At 60.0% G+C, this 18,615-nt stretch carries 16 protein-coding genes; 13 read left to right on the top strand and 3 right to left on the bottom strand.

The features are described from left to right. The first annotated feature begins 128 nt into the window (after positions 1 to 128). The 13 genes from napF to AC2FLO_RS18090 all read left to right on the top strand — a co-directional run bounded on the left by napF (position 129) and on the right by AC2FLO_RS18090 (position 15,279). Positions 129 to 644: a ferredoxin-type protein NapF gene (gene napF / locus AC2FLO_RS18030; protein ID WP_496754061.1), complete on the top strand. Its 516-nt coding sequence runs from the start codon at positions 129 to 131 to the stop codon at positions 642 to 644. Then, entirely contained in the window at positions 641 to 934 is a 294-nt protein-coding gene (locus AC2FLO_RS18035) for a chaperone NapD (protein ID WP_267363554.1), read from the top strand. Before napF ends, AC2FLO_RS18035 begins: the two co-directional genes overlap by 4 nt. Further along, positions 931 to 3,423 carry a nitrate reductase catalytic subunit NapA gene (gene napA, locus AC2FLO_RS18040; protein ID WP_496754060.1) on the top strand — a complete coding sequence of 831 codons (2,493 nt, stop codon included), beginning with the start codon at positions 931 to 933 and terminating at the stop codon, positions 3,421 to 3,423. The genes AC2FLO_RS18035 and napA overlap by 4 nt, the downstream gene beginning before the upstream one ends. 28 nt (positions 3,424 to 3,451) lie before the next feature. Beyond that, positions 3,452 to 4,270 carry a ferredoxin-type protein NapG gene (gene napG / locus AC2FLO_RS18045; protein WP_267363552.1) on the top strand — a complete coding sequence of 273 codons (819 nt, stop codon included), beginning with the start codon at positions 3,452 to 3,454 and terminating at the stop codon, positions 4,268 to 4,270. Then, entirely contained in the window at positions 4,267 to 5,184 is a 918-nt protein-coding gene (gene napH / locus AC2FLO_RS18050; RefSeq protein WP_496754059.1) for a quinol dehydrogenase ferredoxin subunit NapH, read from the top strand. The genes napG and napH overlap by 4 nt, the downstream gene beginning before the upstream one ends. A 12-nt stretch (positions 5,185 to 5,196) precedes the next feature. Further along, positions 5,197 to 5,634 (top strand): nitrate reductase cytochrome c-type subunit, encoded by a 438-nt coding sequence (locus tag AC2FLO_RS18055; protein WP_480588504.1) that lies wholly within the window; start codon positions 5,197 to 5,199, stop codon positions 5,632 to 5,634. A gap of 29 nt (positions 5,635 to 5,663) precedes the next feature. Next, on the top strand, positions 5,664 to 6,356 hold the full coding sequence (locus AC2FLO_RS18060; protein WP_496754057.1) for a NapC/NirT family cytochrome c: 693 nt from the start codon (positions 5,664 to 5,666) through the stop codon (positions 6,354 to 6,356). A gap of 13 nt (positions 6,357 to 6,369) precedes the next feature. Then, the gene (locus AC2FLO_RS18065) at positions 6,370 to 6,627 is read left to right on the top strand and encodes a hypothetical protein (RefSeq protein WP_267363546.1); all 258 of its coding nucleotides are present in this window, start codon (positions 6,370 to 6,372) and stop codon (positions 6,625 to 6,627) included. Between the two features lie 484 nt (positions 6,628 to 7,111). Continuing rightward, the gene (locus tag AC2FLO_RS18070) at positions 7,112 to 10,312 is read left to right on the top strand and encodes an adenylate/guanylate cyclase domain-containing protein (protein ID WP_496811735.1); all 3,201 of its coding nucleotides are present in this window, start codon (positions 7,112 to 7,114) and stop codon (positions 10,310 to 10,312) included. Positions 10,313 to 10,364: 52 nt separating this feature from the next. Continuing rightward, positions 10,365 to 11,249: an encapsulin gene (locus AC2FLO_RS18075; RefSeq protein ID WP_209507025.1), complete on the top strand. Its 885-nt coding sequence runs from the start codon at positions 10,365 to 10,367 to the stop codon at positions 11,247 to 11,249. Between the two features lie 14 nt (positions 11,250 to 11,263). After that, on the top strand, positions 11,264 to 12,088 hold the full coding sequence (locus AC2FLO_RS18080) for a DUF3237 domain-containing protein (protein ID WP_480588510.1): 825 nt from the start codon (positions 11,264 to 11,266) through the stop codon (positions 12,086 to 12,088). Continuing rightward, on the top strand, positions 12,081 to 14,204 hold the full coding sequence (locus AC2FLO_RS18085) for a hydroxysqualene dehydroxylase (protein ID WP_496754055.1): 2,124 nt from the start codon (positions 12,081 to 12,083) through the stop codon (positions 14,202 to 14,204). Before AC2FLO_RS18080 ends, AC2FLO_RS18085 begins: the two co-directional genes overlap by 8 nt. Positions 14,205 to 14,208: 4 nt before the next feature. Further along, a complete protein-coding gene (locus AC2FLO_RS18090) occupies positions 14,209 to 15,279 on the top strand; it encodes a polyprenyl synthetase family protein (RefSeq protein ID WP_496754053.1) in 1,071 nt (356 codons plus the stop codon). Here AC2FLO_RS18090 and AC2FLO_RS18095 read toward each other — a convergent pair. From AC2FLO_RS18095 to AC2FLO_RS18105, 3 genes are all read right to left on the bottom strand, one after another. Further along, complete coding sequence (locus tag AC2FLO_RS18095) at positions 15,270 to 15,740, bottom strand: hypothetical protein (RefSeq protein ID WP_480833124.1); 471 nt, start codon at positions 15,738 to 15,740, stop codon at positions 15,270 to 15,272. The two genes, AC2FLO_RS18090 and AC2FLO_RS18095, sit on opposite strands and share 10 nt — an antisense overlap. Positions 15,741 to 15,815: 75 nt before the next feature. Beyond that, complete coding sequence (locus tag AC2FLO_RS18100) at positions 15,816 to 16,595, bottom strand: carnitinyl-CoA dehydratase (protein ID WP_496754052.1); 780 nt, start codon at positions 16,593 to 16,595, stop codon at positions 15,816 to 15,818. Positions 16,596 to 16,598: 3 nt separating this feature from the next. Continuing rightward, entirely contained in the window at positions 16,599 to 18,614 is a 2,016-nt protein-coding gene (locus AC2FLO_RS18105; protein ID WP_496804376.1) for an acetate--CoA ligase family protein, read from the bottom strand. Between the last annotated feature and the right edge of the window lies 1 nt (position 18,615).

Consider the following 18,615-nt stretch of genomic DNA (forward strand, 5'->3'; position numbering starts at 1 on the left):
CATGGTCGCAACTCTCAGGTGGGTTAGGAAAATTCGCGAAAAACATGATATAGGTCAATTCGTGTGCTGCTTCGCGCAGCTAGGAAGTAAGGACGCGAACCAATCTATCCACACTCGAGTCGCCAGCCATGAGCCAGTTGACCAGCAGACGCGCTTTTCTGAGCGCACGTATCCTACGGGAGGATCCTGATGCGATCCGTCCGCCGGGCGCGGGCGTGACAGGATTTGCCGATCTGTGCACAGGCTGCGAAGACTGCGCCGGGGCTTGCCCGGAAGAGATCATCACATTCGACAACAGCGGCTTTCCGGTTCTGGATCTTTCTGCAGGCGGCTGCACCTTATGCGGTGCATGTGCCGAGGTTTGCCCGACCCCGGCGCTGTTGCCCGAGCGTGTGGCAGAGTGGCCGTGGCGCGCACGGATCGAGGCTGCAAGCTGCCTGTCGATGAACGGGGTAAGCTGCCGCCTGTGCCAGGACACTTGCGAACAGGAAGCCATCCGCTTTCGCCTGCAACTGGGCGGGCGGGCTGAACCGGCGCTTGAAACCGAAACCTGCATCGGATGCGGCACATGTTCTGCCGCCTGCCCCGCCGGGGCCATCACGATGCACCGCCCCGCCCCTTTGCACCCGGAGGTGACCCAATGAATATCTGTGGCTGTCTTGTCCACATCGCCCCCGATCACACCGACGCCGCGCGCGCGGCGATGACCGGCACCGATGGCGTCGAGCTTCATGCCGAGGCCGAGGATGGCCGGTTCGTCGTGGTTGTCGAGGATACAGCCGACCGGCTGGCCTCGGAAACCATCATGGATCTGCACCAGATCCCCGGCGTGATCTCGCTATCGCTGACCTATCACCATTTCGAAGATCCCGCGGAGGCTGCTCCGCGTCCCGATGCTCCAAGCCAACCGTCCAGCAGGAGGCCCATGCAATGACCATCTCTGAATCCCGTCGTACATTTCTGAAAGCGTCCGCAGCGGCTGCCACGGCCTCGGCTGCCGGCATTCCACTGGCCGCTGGTTCGGCCAGCGCCCAGGCCGCCGCGCCTGATATCCGCTGGGACAAGGCCGCCTGCCGGTTCTGCGGTACGGGCTGTTCGGTTCTGGTGGGCACCAAGGATGGCCGCGTAGTCGCCACGCAGGGCGACCCGGATGCGCCGGTCAACCGGGGTCTGAATTGTATCAAGGGCTATTTCCTGTCCAAGATCATGTATGGCAAGGACCGCTTGACCACGCCGCTTTTGCGCAAAACCAACGGCGAATATGACAAGAATGGCGAGTTTGAGCCGGTCAGCTGGGACGAAGCCTTTGACGTCATGGCTGCCAAGTGGAAAGAGGCGCTGGCCAAGAAAGGCCCGACCAGCGTGGGTATGTTCGGTTCCGGTCAGTGGACCGTCTGGGAAGGTTATGCGGCGGCCAAGATGATGAAGGCCGGGTTCCGGTCGAACAACATCGACCCCAACGCGCGTCACTGCATGGCGTCGGCCGTGGTCGGCTTTATCCGGACCTTCGGCATCGACGAGCCGATGGGCTGCTATGACGACCTTGAGCACGCAGATACGTTTGTTCTGTGGGGGTCGAACATGGCCGAGATGCACCCGATCCTGTGGTCGCGTCTGACCGATACGCGCCTGACCAAGCCGGGATGCGAAGTGCATGTTCTGTCGACCTTCGAGCACCGTTCGTTCGAGTTGGCCGACAATGGCATGGTGTTCAACCCGCAGACCGATTTGGCGATCCTGAACTACATTGCCAATTACATCATTCAGAATGGCGCGGTGAACGAAGAGTTCGTCAAGAACCACGTCAACATCACCAAGACCGCCACCGATATCGGTTATGGCCTGCGCGACAATCACCCGCTGCAACAAGAGGCCGCGAACCCCGATGTCGGCAAGATGGAGCCGATCAGCTTTGAGGAATATGCCGAGGCGGTATCGGCATACACGCTGGAATACACCTCGGAGCTGTCCGGCGTTCCGGCGGACAAGCTGGAGCGTCTGGCCCAGCAATATGCCGACCCGAACCGCAAGGTCATGAGCCTGTGGACCATGGGGTTCAACCAGCATACCCGCGGGTCGTGGGTGAATTCGCTGATGTATAACGTGCACTTGCTGGTGGGCAAGATTTCCGAGCCCGGAAACTCGCCCTTCTCGCTGACCGGTCAGCCGTCGGCCTGCGGAACCGCGCGTGAGGTTGGCACTTTTGCCCACCGTCTGCCTGCCGACATGGTTGTCATGAATGACGAGCACCGCAAGATTTGCGAAACCGCCTGGAATGTGCCAGCGGGTACCATTCCGGCCAAGCCCGGCTTTCACGCCGTGCTGCAACACCGCAAGCTGAAGGATGGTGATCTGAACGCCTATTGGGTGCAGTGCAACAACAACATGCAGGCCGCACCGAATATCAACGAAGAAGGCTATCCCGGGTATCGCAACCCCGAGAATTTCATCACCGTTTCAGACCCCTACCCGACCGTCACAGCGGTTTCCGCCGACCTGATCCTGCCCACCGCCATGTGGGTCGAGAAGGAAGGTGCCTATGGCAACGCGGAACGCCGCACCCAGTTCTGGCGGCAGCAGGTCAAGGCACCGGGCGAGGCCAAGTCGGACGTGTGGCAGGTGATGGAATTCTCGAAACGTTTCACCGTTGAGGAGGTCTGGGGCGAAGAGTTGCTGGCCACCATGCCGGAACATCGCGGCAAGACCATGTACGAGGTTCTGTTTGCCAATGGCAGCGTCGACAAGTTCCCGCTGTCGGAAACGGCCGAGGGCTTTGACAACGACGAATCCGAGCATTTCGGGTTCTACGTTCAGAAGGGTCTGTTCGAGGAATATGCCAATTTCGGACGCGGCCACGCGCACGATCTGGCTCCGTTTGAAACCTATCACCAAGCCCGTGGCCTGCGCTGGCCGGTCGTGGATGGCAAGGAAACGCTGTATCGTTTCCGCGAAGGCTATGACCCTTATGTGCCAGAGGGCGCGGGCGTGAAGTTCTATGGCAAGAAGGATGGCAAGGCGAGCATCATCTTTGCGCCTTACGAGCCTGCGGCCGAGGAACCGGATGCGGAATATGATCTGTGGCTGTGCACTGGTCGTGTGCTGGAACACTGGCATTCGGGGTCGATGACGCGCCGTGTGCCAGAGCTGCACCGCGCCTACCCGGCGGCTGTGGTTTACATGCATCCGCAGGACGCCAAGGATCGGGATCTGCGCCGGGGTCAGGAGATAGTTCTGTCCACCCGTCGGGGCGAGGTCACCAGCCGGGTCGAGACCCGTGGGCGCAACAAGGTGCCGCGCGGTCTGGTGTTCATGCCGTGGTTTGATGAAGGCCAGTTGACCAACAAGCTGACGCTGGACGCGACCTGCCCGCTGTCGAAAGAGACCGACTTCAAGAAATGCGCCTGCAAGGTCGAGCGTGCATAGGCAACAAGGATCGTACGGGTAAATCCTCATGTCTTTTGCCGACAAACCCCTTTCGCCGCAGCGGCGCCGGTTCCTGCAGGATTCGGCGCGGGCGGCGGGCGGCTGCGTGGTCGCCGGGACGGTGCTGGCCTATCTGGCCCGCGACGCCCGCGCCCTGCCGGCCGAGGCTTTGCGCCCGCCCGGCGCGCTGCCGGAAAAGGAGTTCCTGTCGGCCTGCATCCGCTGCGGATTATGCGTGCGGGATTGCCCATACGATACGTTGAAACTGGCCGAGTTAGGCTCGGACGCGGTAGCGACGGGAACGCCCTTTTTCACCGCCCGGGATATTCCCTGTGAGATGTGCGACGACATCCCTTGCGTCGCTGCATGTCCGACCGGGGCACTGGACCCCGCTTTGGACAATATCGACGATGCCAAGATGGGGGTCGCGGTTCTGGTCGATCAGGAGAACTGCCTGAACTTCCTCGGGTTGCGCTGCGATGTCTGTTACCGCGTCTGCCCCGTCATTGACGAGGCGATCACGCTGGACACCACGCACAACACGCGGTCGGGTCATCACGCGATGTTCATCCCGACCGTCCACGCCGACCGCTGCACCGGCTGCGGCATGTGCGAGAAAAGCTGTGTTCTGCCCGAGGCCGCCATCAAGGTGCTGCCTGCCCGGCTGGCACGGGGCAGTTCGGCAGAGCATTACCGCAAGGGCTGGGAAGAAAAGGCCGCGAAAGGCGCGCCGGTGGTCGAGGGGATCATCGATCTGCCGGACCGTTTGCCCGGACCGGGTACGGACAATCTGGCCACGCCCGGCGGCTTTGCACCGGGATATGATCTGCCGGGGGTGGGACAATGAGCGCCCGCACAGATATGCCCACAGGTCACGAGGCCATCGCCAGCAAGGGCTGGATCGGCGCGCATCGCTATCTGCTGCTGCGCCGTGCAAGCCAGCTGTTCTTTCTGGTTCTGTTTCTGCTGGGCCCATGGTTCGGTATCTGGATTGTTCAGGGCACGCTGGCTGGGTCGCTGACGCTGGGCGTGCTGCCTTTGACCGATCCGTTCATCCTGTTGCAGAGCATGGTTGCAGGCCACTGGCCCGAAATGACCGCGCTGATCGGTGGGCTGATCGTTCTGGTGGTCTACGCGCTGATTGGTGGCCGTGTCTATTGTTCCTGGGTCTGCCCCATAAACCCGGTGACAGACGCGGCCAACTGGCTGCACCGCAAGCTGGACCTGCCGAAAGGCTGGCAGCCCAAGCGCGGCACGCGCCTGTGGATTCTGGCAACTGTCCTGCTTGTTTCGGGTCTGAGCGGCATGATCGCGTGGGAGTTGAACAACCCGATCACCATGCTGCATCGCGGGCTGGTCTTTGGAATGGGCTTTGTCTGGGCCCTGATCGCCGCCATCTTTGTCTTTGACGTCTTCGTCTCGCGCCACGGATGGTGCGGACACCTGTGCCCGGTGGGCGAGTTCTATGGCCTGATTGGAGCAAAAAGCCTGCTGCGGATCAGCGCCGCAAACCGCGCCGCCTGCGATGACTGCATGGATTGTTATGCGGTCTGCCCAGAAAATCAGGTGATCTCGCCCGCGCTGAAGGGCAAACCGGGAAGTACCCCGCTGATCCTGTCACCCGACTGCACGAATTGTGGCCGCTGCATCGATGTCTGCGCGGTCGACGTTTTTACCTTTACTCACCGGTTCGACGACCATGTCGTCCAACCTTCCGATCCAGTTGCCGCGCCCGAGCCGCGCGCCGCCAGACCTATCTAGGGGAGTGCCAAGATGAAAAAATCAATCGTTACAGGCGGAATTGCCCTTCTACCCGTATTGTTGCTGAGCGGATGGGCCGTCGCGCAATCTGCTCAGGTTGAAACCCTGCGCGGTGCGGACGTGGACGAGCTGATCCCGTTGGATCAAATCCACAAGAATGTAGAGGGACGGATGCAGCGTAATTATCGCCAGCAGCCGCCGCTGATCCCGCATTCGATCGAACAGTATCAAATCGATGTGCGCACCAATCAGTGTTTGTCATGCCATGACTGGTCCAAAGCTGGTGAGAGAAATGCACCGACCCTTTCGATGACCCATTATCTGGACCGCGAAGGCCGCGAACTGGATCGGATCGCCGGAACCCGGTATTTCTGCAACCAGTGCCACGTACCGCAGGCCGACGCCCCGCCGCTGGTCGAAAACGTGTTCCAGCCCTCCGCCGGCAATTGATCCAACGCAAGACTGAAAGGAGCACCGATATGGCCGACTCTCCTGAAAACCGCGGCTTGCTTGGTCGCCTCTGGAACGCGATCTGGACGCCGACGGTGCTGTTCAGTTCAGGCTTTCTGGTTCTGGCCGGATTTCTGGCCGGTATCCTGTTCTGGGGTGGATTTCACTGGACCCTTGAGCTGACGAATACCGAAGAATTCTGTACCTCGTGCCACACGATGGAAACCAACCTGGGCGAGTATCGCGAAACGGTTCATTACAACAACCATTCCGGCGTTCGCGCGATCTGTTCCGACTGCCACGTGCCGGATGAATGGAGCCACAAGATCAAAGCCAAGATCATGGCCGTCAAAGACGTCTATCATGAGCTGGCCGGAACCATCAGCACACCCGAGCAGTACGAAGAGCATCGCCTGAGCATGGCTTCGGCCGTCTGGAAGAAGATGAAGGAATCGGACAGCCGTGAATGCCGCAACTGTCATAACTTTGACTACATGGACTTTACCATTCAGGAAACCCGCGCCGGGTCGGAACACCAGCGCGCCATCGACACCGGCATGACATGCATCGATTGCCATCAGGGCATCGCGCATAATCTGCCCGCGAACTATCTGGAACAATACCAGAAGATAAGCGAGGCCGTGGAGGGCGTGGTTCTTCAGGAACATGCTTCCGCCTCGGGCAGCGACATCCGCGCGTTTCTGAACAACAGCTCGAATTAGGGTGGGGGCAGACATGTTAGACTTACTTGGAACAATCGGCGCCAATGTCCTGGGCCTGCCCGGCATACTGGGACTGGCGCTTGGAATGATGACCCGCAAGCTGTGGTTGGGTGCGGCACTGGGGGCCGGTGTCGGCATTCTGGAAACGCTGGTTTTCGCGGGCTTTCAGTTTGCCCATGTGGAAGCGCTGGAACTGGGCATCTCGGTTCTGGTCGGGCTTTGCGCGGGCAGCCTTGGCACTGCCATCCGTCTGAAAGGCGCAACTGTCTGAATAAGACACCGGTTCTGCCCATTGGTGGAACCGGTATCCTGCCGGGTCACGTTTCCAGCGCCAAAGCGGGTGCTTGTACCGCGCGCGACACGTCCATTGACGTAGCGGAAGCGTTTAAGGAGCGCGGCAGCAACGAAAATCGGCAGGGTCTGATTTTCGCATTTCCACAACTTCGATGAAAGCGTACGAGGCCCTAGCGCCAAGGGCAAAACACCCATTCCCATTCCGCGCGGCAAGGCAGCAGGCCAGGCCCGAATTCGCGCGTGAAAAATCAATATGAAACCGAAAGCCAATGATTTGGCAAGAAAAATTCAAAGTGGAGTGGAAATTCGAAACGACATCTGTCACAGCAGATAACAAGTTAACAATGGTGTCCCAGCGTCATGTGGATAGAACGTAAATTCCTCTCTATTTTTGCTTATACAAATACAATATGTTTTGAGGGGAATAAGGGGGGAAGAAAATTGGGCGGGGGCGCAGAACGATGACGGGGGTCCTTGAGGCATCGCCGCGTATCTCAAAAGTTCTTCAATTGGCTGATCTGGAAAACCATGCCACCCTGTTTCGGCAGGAAGGTGTGGATGATGATATTCTGGACGAGCTGACAGATCCCGAACTGCGTGATCTGGGGTTGACGGTTGGCGAACGGAAACGGTTTCGCAAGGCGCAGGCCCGTCTGAAATCTGAGGAAGCATCGACCCGGCAGGAGCTTAGGTCCGAAGCCGAACGGCGGCAGCTTACGCTGGTTTTCTGCGATCTCGTAGGGTCGACGCAGCTGGCCCAGCGGTATGACCCGGAAGACCTGATGCAGATCATGAACCTGTATCTGGATACGGCGATTGGCACCCTGAAACAGCATGGCTGTCATCTGGCCTACAGGCAGGGCGACGGGATCATGGTCTATTTCGGATATCCCAAAGCCATGGAGGACGATGCCGAACGCGCCGTTCGCGCCGTGCTGGAAACCATCGAAGCCGTACAAAACCTTGAAAACAGGTTTGGCGAAAAACTGGATCTGCGCGCGGGAATTGCCACCGGTATGGTTGTTGTGGGAGTGGTCTCGTCAACAAGTCTTGGGTCGCAGGACTTTCTGGTCGGTGAAACCGCGAACCTTGCATCCCGCTTGCAAGGTCTGGCCGAGCCGGGGGAGGTGATCGTTTCCGCCGAAACGTGGCGATTGACACAGGGTGCATTCGAATTCGAGCCCCGTGGCAGCCACAACCTGAAAGGATTTGACAATCAGCGCACGGTCTATCGCGCCATTTCCGAAAGCGTTGCGACCAGCCGGTTCGATGCGCGTGTCGGACAGTCAGCTGTTGATCTTGTCGCCCGTGGCGACGATCTTTCGGTCCTGACCCAGCTTTGGAAAGATGCACAGGCGGGGTCCGGCAGGTTTGCGTTTGTCGGTGGCGCCGCAGGCATTGGCAAGTCGCGGTTAATCAAGTCCCTGTCTGAAACAATTGGCGTCAAACCCTTTACCTTGCAGTGCATTCCGCATCTGGCCAGCCTTCCGCTTCACCCGATCGTAGGAGAGTTGAGGCGTGTTTCAGGCGACAAGTCCGATGACAGCATCAGGGCCGCGATTTCCGATTTTGTTCAGGCCGCCTCTCGACTGAGCGACACGGATTTGCCTGTTCTTCTGGATATGGCCGGGGTCGAAACGGGCGCAGCGCCGGACCCCGATCCCCTGAAGAAGGCCCGCAAATCGCTGGACGTGTTGTTGCGCAGCCTTGGCAGCCTGTGTGACAGGCGCGGCACCTTGCTGCTGGTGGTGGAAGACGTGCACTGGGCTGACGCAACCACGCTGGACGTGCTGGAGGCGCTGGCATCAGGACTGGACGGGTTCCCGATACTGGTGGTCCTGTCGCATCGCCCTGAATATGAGCCGCCAGAGCATTACGAGGGCCGCGCGGCGCGCATCGATCTGACGCCTCTGGCCGGCAGTGAAGCCTCGGAACTGGTCCGGCGCGTGGCCGAGCCGTACAGTTTGCCGGTCATCCTGATCAGGCAGATTGTCGAGAAAGCCGATGGCGTGCCGCTTTACATCGAAGAGATGACAAAGGCGGTTCTGGACCAGCTGCCGCAAGATGCGCCGATCAACGCCGAGGTTCTGGATGCCCTGAGTATCCCCGCGACCCTTCAGGATTCGTTGATGTCGCGTCTTGACCGGATGGAAAACGCCAAGCCCATTGCGCAGCTTGGGTCTGTTATCGGGCGCAGTTTCACCTCGGCGATGATCCAGGCGGTGGCGCAGGAAACCATGGATGTGGAAAGCGCACTGATGCAGCTGATGGCGGCTGGGGTTGTGCTGATCACGGGCGAAGCCGGAACGGCCACCTATACGTTCAACCACGCGCTGGTTCAGGATACGGCCTATAACTCGCTGCTGCGCGAAGACCGGCAGAAGGTTCATCTGAAAATCGCCCGGGCCTTGCTGGCCGGACATAACGCATTCGGAAACCCCGCCCCCGATACCGTGGCGCATCACTGCGACCATGGCGGGTTGAAGGATGAGGCGGTGTCCAACTGGTTTACGGCAGGCGAACAAGCCCTGACGCGGTTGGCGAACCTGCCTGCGATCTCGGCGTTTCGCGCGGCACTGCGCAATATCGGAACGATGCCCGCCAATGCCGAGCGTGACGGATTCGAGCTTCGGGTGCAGATGAATATCCTGCCAGCTTACATGGCGATCTATGGATGGTCCTCCGATCAGGTCGGAGAGACAGCCGCCCGCGCGATGGAGCTTGCCCATGCATTGGGCGATGGAGAAACCCTTTTCGCGGCCACTTTCTGCCGCTGGACCAATTTCTTTGTCGCGGGCCAGATGAACCGCGCAATGGAGATGGGACAGGCTCTGGACGCGATGGCCGGTATGAGCGGCGATCCTGTCGCCAACGTGCTGGCGGCCCGCGCGCTGAGTTTTACGCATTACTTCCGCGGGGAATTCGCGGATTGCGAGCAGCAGCTTGACCGTGCCTTTGCCCTGATTACCCCCGAGCTGGACATGGCCATGATGCCGATGACCCAGTCCTCGACCACGGCGTCTTTGCTGGCCATTCAGGGGTGCCTTCTGTGGCAGCAGGGCAAGTTTGATGAGGCGGAGGCCGCACGTCTGAAAGCCATCGACGTCAGCCGGGCACTGAACCACGCACCCAACCTTGTCTACATCATGGGCGCGTGCAGCATGTTCCTGCCCTACGCGGGCGAGTGGGACCGGCTGGATGTGACCATGAAGGAAGCCCGCAAGATCGCCGACGAGGAAGGGTTCCTGTATCTTCACGCCATGCAGGATATCTACATGGGTCTTGCGCAGGCGGGAAAAGGAGACATCGAGGGCGTTCCGGCCCATATCGAGGCCTGCATGAACCTGATCTCCAAGTCTGGTGGAAACTTTACTTTTCCGCAGAATCAGATTGTTCTGTCTGAGTTGATGATCGATCACGGGGATATTGATCAGGCCCTGGACCGGCTTGAAACCGTGTGTACCCCCGGTTGGGAACGAGGAGAAACGCTGAACAAACCGGAATATCACCGCGTGCGGGCCAAAGCCTTTGCAGCCAAGGGTGATCGGGACAGCGCGATTGCCGAGGTTGAACAGGCATTGGCGCTTGCCCGCGAATGTGGTGCCGTTGTTCAGGAACAACGCGCCGGGGCACTTCTGGACAGTTTGACGAAAGCCGAATGAACGAGACGGACTGCCCGGCCAAACAGGGCAGCATCACCAAGAGGGATTTACAATGACCGATGCATTGGATTGGAACACCGAACAGTGGAATGCCGTTAACAAGGCGGTCCATGATGAGGCGCTGCGTGCGCGGGTGGCTGCGAGCTTTCTGCCGCTTTATGGGCCGCTGCCTGCGGACACGCAATCTGTTCCCCTGAACAAGCTGGGTCTGGTCGACAACGCATCGGGCGCGGCCAAGCGTCTGGAAGTGAATGATTATGACACCCTGCGGCTGACGACGGTTTCCGTGAACGTCTACCTGAAAGGCGCGCAGGTGGCTGATCCGGAACTGGCCGCGGCCATGATCATGTTCCGCCGGGCCGCCGCCGTCGTGGCCAAGGTCGAGGATGACATCGTTTTCAACGGCCAGCCAGGCAGCAGCGAAGCCCCCAAACATGCCGGTGGCGCACCTGCCGATCTGCCGCCGATTTATACCGTCAGCGGGGGCGGCAAATACCCGGGGCTGCTGGAGGCTGGCGAAGGTCAGTCCATTTCGATCAACGGGAAGAAAAAGCCCTGTTCCGGCCCTGAAGTATTCGAGGCCGTGGTTGCGGGCATCAACAAGCTGGAAGCGCACGGATACCTTGGGCCTTTTGCCTGCGTGATGGGTAACGGACTGTTTCAGGCCGTGACCACGCCGATCGAAAACTCGATGGTGCTGCCGCGTGACAGTATTCTTCCGTTCCTTGACGGCCCGCTGCTGCGATCGGGCACCCTTCCCGCAAACAAGGCAGCACTTGTATCGCTGCAAGGCGCGCCGGTCGAGATTGTCGTGCCTTCGGATATCGCGGTGAAGTATCTGCAAACCTCGTCTGACGGTGAGCACATCTTCCGCGTGCAGCAGAAATTCCACCTGAGGATCAAAGAAGCACAGGCGATCTGCACCATTACGTGCTGACCGGAGATCTGGTCATGGGGGAGTTTACAGACCGGGGCGTGACATTGCGTTGGTCCGAGCTGATCAACGAAAATGGGCTTAATCGGGTGCTGATCGAAGCCGGACCCGCCGTGTCTTCGCATGACGTGGTCCGCGTGATCTGTTCCGAAGATGGTGGCCCCGAACGCGCCATTCGCGGCTGGCCCTTGCAATGCGACCCGATGACAGGGTTTCAGCAGTTTGCAGCCATGCTGCCATCTGTGACCCAGGAAAAGACATTGACCTGGCGACCGGTGCTGACGACCGGTGGTCGCGAATATGATCCTGGCCCCGGAAAGCCCTCCGAACCTGCGCCGCCAAGCCCGGCAAAGCCAGTCACGCAAGTGCCCGCGCTTGAACATGTGGGCAGGTTTGTAGTGCCGTTCACCGACGAGTTCTATCCTTCGGGTGAAACACCGGACGGCATCTGGCTGCATTTCGGGATCAAAGGGGGCGGAACGGTTGAAGGGCCTCATCTGAAGGGGACGATCGATCCGCTGGGGGGCGACTGGATGCGCGTGCGGTCCGACGGAGTTGGGCTTTTGCACGCCCGAGCGCTTATTCAACCCGTTGAAGGGGGTGCGCCGATCCTGTTTGAAGATACCGGCGTTTGTGACTTTGGCCCAGATGGGTATGCCGGGCTGGCGAAGGGCAATCTGCCCGCCTCAGCCCCGGTCCGGCTTGCGCCGCGATACCTGACGTCAAACCCGAATTATGCCTGGATGAACAGGTTGCAGGGGTTCGGCATCGGCGAAGCCAGCCTGTCCGATATCACCCTGCGCTTTGACGTCTATTCCGCGAAAGGAACATCCGATGGCTGAAAAGGTTGTCATATTGGGCGGTGGCGTGGCCGGAATGAGCGCCGCGCATGAGCTGATCGAGCGCGGGTACGAGGTCGAGATTCACGAGCGCCAGCTGATCCCCGGCGGTAAGGCACGCAGCATCCCCGTGATGAAGGGCGAAGGCGAACACGGGTCCAAGGCGAAACACATCAAGGCTCTTGAACAATGGGCCGAGATGGACGGTGCCAGTTATCCCCCAGGCGTGAAACGCCCCTGGCTGCCCGGCGAGCACGGGTTCCGGTTCTTTCCGAATTTCTACCGCCATATCACCGATACGATGGCGCGCACGCCCTATTACGGCAAAGGCACCTGTTATGATAATCTGGTGTCCACCACTCAGGTTCTGGTCAGCCAGTTTGACGACCCAGGCATCATCGTACCCGAACGGTTTCCCCGCACGCTGAAAGACGTGGCCGACGCGCTCAAGACGGTTGCATTCACGCTCTCGCCCCGGGACCAGATCGCCTATGAGGATGTCGAACATTTCATCGCCTGCATGTGGCGCATCGCGACATCCTGCAAGGAACGCCGGTTCGACGAATATGAACGCATCGGGTGGTGGGATTTCATCGGTGCCGAACAACGCTCGGAAGCGTATCAGAAGTTTCTGGCGATTGGCCTGACCCGTTCGCTAGTGGCCGCGAAGGCGACAACTGCCAGTACAAAGACGGTGGGCGACATTGCCGTTCAGCTTCAACTGGGTATCGCGACGCCCGAGCCGCATGGCAACCGGTTGTTGAACGGTCCCACCAACCTTGTCTGGATACAGCCGTGGCTGGATTACCTCAAAAGCAAGGGGGTCGTGTACAAGTTCAACTCAAAGGTCACGGGCATCGACTGCCAGGATGGCCGCATCGTCAGCGCGACGGTTGAACAGGATGGCGAAGAAAAGCAGGTCACCGGGGATTGGTTCATCGGTGCGATGCCGATCGAACGGATCGCGCCGCTGATCACCCCTGCGATGACGGCAATCGACCCGTCTCTGGCCAAGCTGCCCCTGCTGGCCGAAGATGTGCAATGGATGAACGGAATTCAATTCTATCTGACCAAGGATGTTGAACTGACGCACGGCCATGTCATTTTCATTGACTGCCCCTGGGCCCTGACCGCGGTTTCGCAAAAACAGTTCTGGTCGGCCATCAACTTTGAAAACTGGGCAGAAGGCAAGACCAAAGGTCTGCTTTCAATAGATATTTCGGAATGGGACAAGCCGGGCCTGAACGGAAAAACCGCGCGTGATTGCAGCCGCGAGGAGATTGCGCAAGAGGTTTGGGAACAGCTCAAGCGGAGCGTCAACGTAGATGGCCAGACCGTCCTGCGCGACGAGGACATGCATTACTGGTTCCTTGATCCGGATATTGTGCAGGATCCCAACGACCCCAAGCGCCAAACCAATGTGGAGCCGCTTTTGGTCAACCGCATCAACAGCTGGCGGTTGCGCCCTGAGGCGGCCACGTTGATCCCGAATTTCATGCTGGCATCGGATTATGTGCGCACCTACACCGACCTTGCCACCATGGAAGGGGCAAACGAAGCGGCACGCCGGGCGGTCAACGCCATCCTGCAACGCGGCGGATCAAAAGCAGAGCCCTGCCAGATCTGGGACCTGCACGAGCCGGATATCCTGAAACCGCTGCGCGCCTATGATTTTGCCCGTTATCAGGCCGGCCTGCCCTGGGACAACCGGTTTGCAGTTGCGGTCGAAGCCGCGCTGAGGATGGGACAGGATGCAGTGGGTGTTGAGCGTGGCGGCGAAGGGCCGCTTGCCGTCATTGCGAAACCGGCTACGGAATATTCAAAACCCGGCGGGATTACCGAAGACCCTGCGATTGCGGACGCGTTGCGCATGATCTGCCCTCCGAAAGAGCTGTTTGACCTGATGGTGGCCTACGAGCCGACCGCTGATCTTCCGATCCCGGGAGAGGAGATTGCAGAGGATGTTGCCTTTGATCTGGGCCGGGACAGCGGCCAGACAGGGGTGTTGTCCAAAGCCTTGCCGCTGACGGATTCACCTTTTTCCGCAACCGGACCAAACCTTGCCGAGACGGGCAGGAACGAGACCAAAACCCGTGTGATCATCACCCAGAAGGGATGACCCTGTGGCCACTGGCACAGCACATCTGGATCCTGCGGTACAGCAGGATTTTCTGAAAACGCTGACCTCATACGGGGATCGGGCCCGTGAGACGCTTTTGCAACTGCTGCCGACGGGCGAGCCGCAGGCCTATCTGTACGGGCCGATGCGGGATTACATCGAAACCTCGGGCAAGGGTTTGCGGCCCGCGCTGTTGCTGGCCACCTGCGAGGCTTTCGGTGGTGACAGCGAGACCGCGCGAGTGTCAGCCGCCGTTCTTGAACTGCTGCACAACGCGTTTTTGATCCATGACGATATCGAGGATCAAAGCGATTTCAGGCGCGGGCGCGAATGTATGCATAAGCGTCTTGGGGTCCCTTTGGCGATCAATACCGGTGACGGGATGCAATCGCTGGCCCTGCGCCTGTTGCGCCAGAACCTTGGGCCGCTGGGCCCTGAAACCGGCATACGCGTGGTGGACGAGTTTGATCATCTGTTGCAGCAGTCCATTGAAGGTCAGGCGCTGGAGCTTGGCTGGATACGGGACAACCGGCTGAACGTGGATGCATCGGATTATCTGACGATGTGTCTGAAAAAGACCTGCTGGTACAGCTTCATTCACCCCATGCGCATCGGGGCGTTGATTGCCCGGCCTCATGATGTGGCGTCTGGCGCGTTGAACCTGGACGATTTTAACGCGTTTGGGTTTTTTCTGGGGGCTGCGTTTCAGATACAGGATGATGTTCTGAATCTCGTGGGCTCGCAGGACAAATATGGCAAAGAGATCGGCGGGGACATTTACGAAGGCAAACGCACGCTGATGCTGGGGCGGCTTAGCTTGCAGGCGGACGAGCCCGAAAAAGCGCGCCTGTCGGAGATGCTGTCAAACCCGCGCGACAGCCGCTCGACGCAGGATGTCAGCTGGGTTCTGGATCGCATGGATCACTATGGCTGCATCCGATATGCACAGGACGCGGCCAATGACTTGCTGGCCTCGGCCCGTCAGGAGTTTGCGCAGGTTTTTGCAGCCACTGAAGAAGTGCCGCGCGCGTTTCTGGGCCATTTCATGGACTATCTCGTAACCCGTCAGGTTTGAGCGCCCGCCACCTCATACATCACGACGATCGAGGTTTGCACTGTGCCCGTGCAGGCAATCCGACCGTGATATTCGCCGGGATCGGCAAGATCCGGCACGGTTACAATGACGGCAACATCTGTTGACTCGCCGGGGTTTAACTGGATTTGCGGGGGGACAACATTGACCCGGTTTGCCGGAAGAGTGTCGCCGTTCCGGTTGATCAGGTCGCCCGGTTCGAACTGTAATGCGACAGGCCCGCCACCGTTTGGTGCGTCAAAGGACAGCAATATGGTTGCGGTACCGCCGGGGTGGCAGGTTTTGCGGCACGCAAATGGCCCTTCAAGCGGCTGTTGCGCGCCCCGTTCAGCCCCAAGCACGCGGCGGGCAATGTCCGAGATCGGTTGCGCATCCGGCTGCGGCGCGATCGGGCTGACCGGAAGTGGCGTGCTAACGTATGGTTTTCGTTCGAAATAAGGCATGCCTAACTGTGCACCTGTGGCGCAGATCAGTAAATGGGAAATTTACCGGATCCGCGCGACAAACACACCGCGTTATTATTTGCCTTTCCAGACCGGATCGCGTTTTTCAGCAAATGCACGCGCACCTTCAAGCTGGTCCTCGCTGGAATAGAGAACATCCACGCTGCGCAGTTGCCGTTTGGTGATGCGGTTCATGGCGTCCTGAAACTTGGCGTCTTCGGCATCGCGCACGATCTCCTTGATGGCCGCGTAGACCAGCGGCGGCCCTGACGCCAGCAGGCGGGCGAGTTCCCACGCGCGGTCTATTAGCTGATCAGCGGCGACAATCTCGTTCACCAGACCCCAGCGGTTGGCTTCTTCGGCATCAAACCAGCGGCCTGTCAGCAGCAGCTCCATCGCAATGTGATAGGGGATGCGCTTGGGCAGTTTGATGCTGGCGGCATCCGCAACGGTGCCCGAGCGGATTTCCGGCAAGGCAAAAGTGGCGTGGTCAGCTGCTAGGATCATGTCTGCTGACAAGGCCAGCTCTAGCCCGCCGCCGCAGGCGATACCGTTGACGGCGGCAATCACGGGCTTGTTCAGGTCGCGCAGCTCTTGCAGGCCTCCGAACCCGCCGACGCCGTAATCTCCGTCCACCGCGTCGCCGTCGGCGGCAGCTTTCAGATCCCAGCCGGGGCAAAAGAATTTCTCGCCAGCGCCGGTCAGGATGGCCACGCGCAGGTCCGGGTCGTCGCGGAATTCAGCAAAGACCTCGCCCATTCTGCGGCTGGTGATCAGATCGATCGCGTTTGCCTTAGGGCGGTCCAGCGTGACCTCGAGGATCGAGTCATCGCGGCGGGTTTTGATCGGGTCCATATCTCAGGCCTTTCTTATCAGGGCGTCCACGGCAACGGCTTTGTCCGGCGTGCACAGGAGCGGGTTAATCTCGACCTCGCCAAGCGTGTCGGCATTTTGCATGACATAGGTCTGAACGGCCTCGACCGCGGCAACAACCGCATCCATATCAGCCGCCGGTTGACCGCGATAGCCCGCCAGCAGCGGGGCGATCTTCAATTGACCGAGGGCGGAGCGGACGTCTTCGGGCGGGCTGGGCACCAGCAAGGATACCGTGTCGCGCAGCAGTTCGGTCAGCACGCCCCCTGCCCCAAGGGTCAGAACAAACCCATGGGCGGGATCACGCACCACGCCAATCAGAAGTTCGGCAACGGGTCCGGTAACCATCTCCTCGATCAGGATGTCTTCGGTGCCGATATCTGCCGCGACAGCCGCGACGTCCTGGGCCCGGATGCCCAGCCGAACGGCGCTGTGTTCGGATTTATGCGCAAGCCCGACACCTTTGACGGCAAAGGGGCCTTCCATCTGGTCCGCTGCGGCACGGGCAGCTTCCGCGCCCCGCACCGTCCGGTTCTGCGGGATACGCAGGCCGCATGCCGCCAGCGCCGCCTTCGAGGCGCCTTCGGTCAGGGTTTGGGTTGGTTCCATCATGCCCGGTTGCAAAACGGGCGCTGCGGATGGGGCCTTGACCTGCCCTGCGGCGCGGGTCGCAGATAGCGCCTCGCGCAGACCCATGAAGGGGACAACACCCCCGGCCATCAGCTGTTGTGCGATGTCTTCCGGCAAAAGTTCCGGCAAGGTGGCGACAATCGCAAACCGGGCGCCGGTTTCTGCCCGTACGTTCAGCGCTGCCTGCGTTGCGCAGGCCCAATCGGTGGAGTCGGTGGTCGGGTAGTCGACGATCGAGAATGTCATGTCGATATCGTCACCCGTCATGCCCGACCAGGCCCGCGTCATCGCCTGCTCGTCACGCCAGATATAGGTGTGATAATCCAGCGGGTTGTTCAGCGCGACCATTGGCCCGAGCGCGCCGCGCAGGCGGGTCAGCTTTTCACCGCTCAGCCGTGGAAATTGCAACCCCTTGCCGACGGCCATATCGGCAATCAGGCTCGCCTCGCCCCCCGAACAGCTGATCGAGGAAATGTTGCCCCCCGGCAGCGGCCCGTAGCAGTGCAACAGTTTAAGCGTTTCAAGGAAGTCAGGCAGTGCCGAAACGCGCGGAATGCCAAGCCGGTCAAGCAGCGCCTGCGCCCCGGCATCGCTGCCCGCCAGAGATGCGGTATGGGAAACGCTTGCCGCTTGCGCCTGTTCCGATGCGCCGACCTTGAGGGCGACCAGAGGGATGCCTTTTGCATGGGCTTTGGCGGCCAGCGCCTCCCACTCGCGGATGTTCTTGAAGCCTTCGATATGCAGGCCCACGGCAGTCACGCGCGGGTCATCGATCAGGGCCGAGGCGATTTGCGCCTGACTGGTCTGAGCCATATTTCCGCAGGTGACCATATAGGCAATCGGCAGCCCGCGTTTCTGCATTGTCAGGTTGATCGAGATGTTCGAGCTTTGCGTCAGGATCGCCACGCCCTTGTCGACGGGCACAACCCCGTGCTGATCCGGCCACAGCAATGCCCCGTCCAGCGCGTTGATGAAGCCATAGCAATTCGGGCCCAGAATGGGCATGTCACCGGCCGCTGCGATCAGTTGATCCTGCAAATCCCCGCCGGTGTGGTCCTCGGCCACGGCCTCGGAAAAGCCCGAGGCGAAGCAGACAGCGCCACCCGCACCCATGCTGGACAGGACTTGAACCGCTTCGACCGTGGCGTGGCGGTTGATACCGATAAAAACCGCGTCAGGTGCGTTGGGCAGGTCTTCGATATGCCCATAAACCTTGTGGCCCGCAATGTCCGAAGCCTTGGGATGGACCGGCCAGATCTGACCGGCATATCCTATGCGTTCGGATTGCAGAATAACCTGTTGGCACCATGCACCGCCGCCAATGACAGCGATGGATTTCGGGCGCAGCAGCCGGGTCAGGTCTTTGGTCATG

The organism is Ruegeria sp. TASC047 (assembly GCF_059612445.1).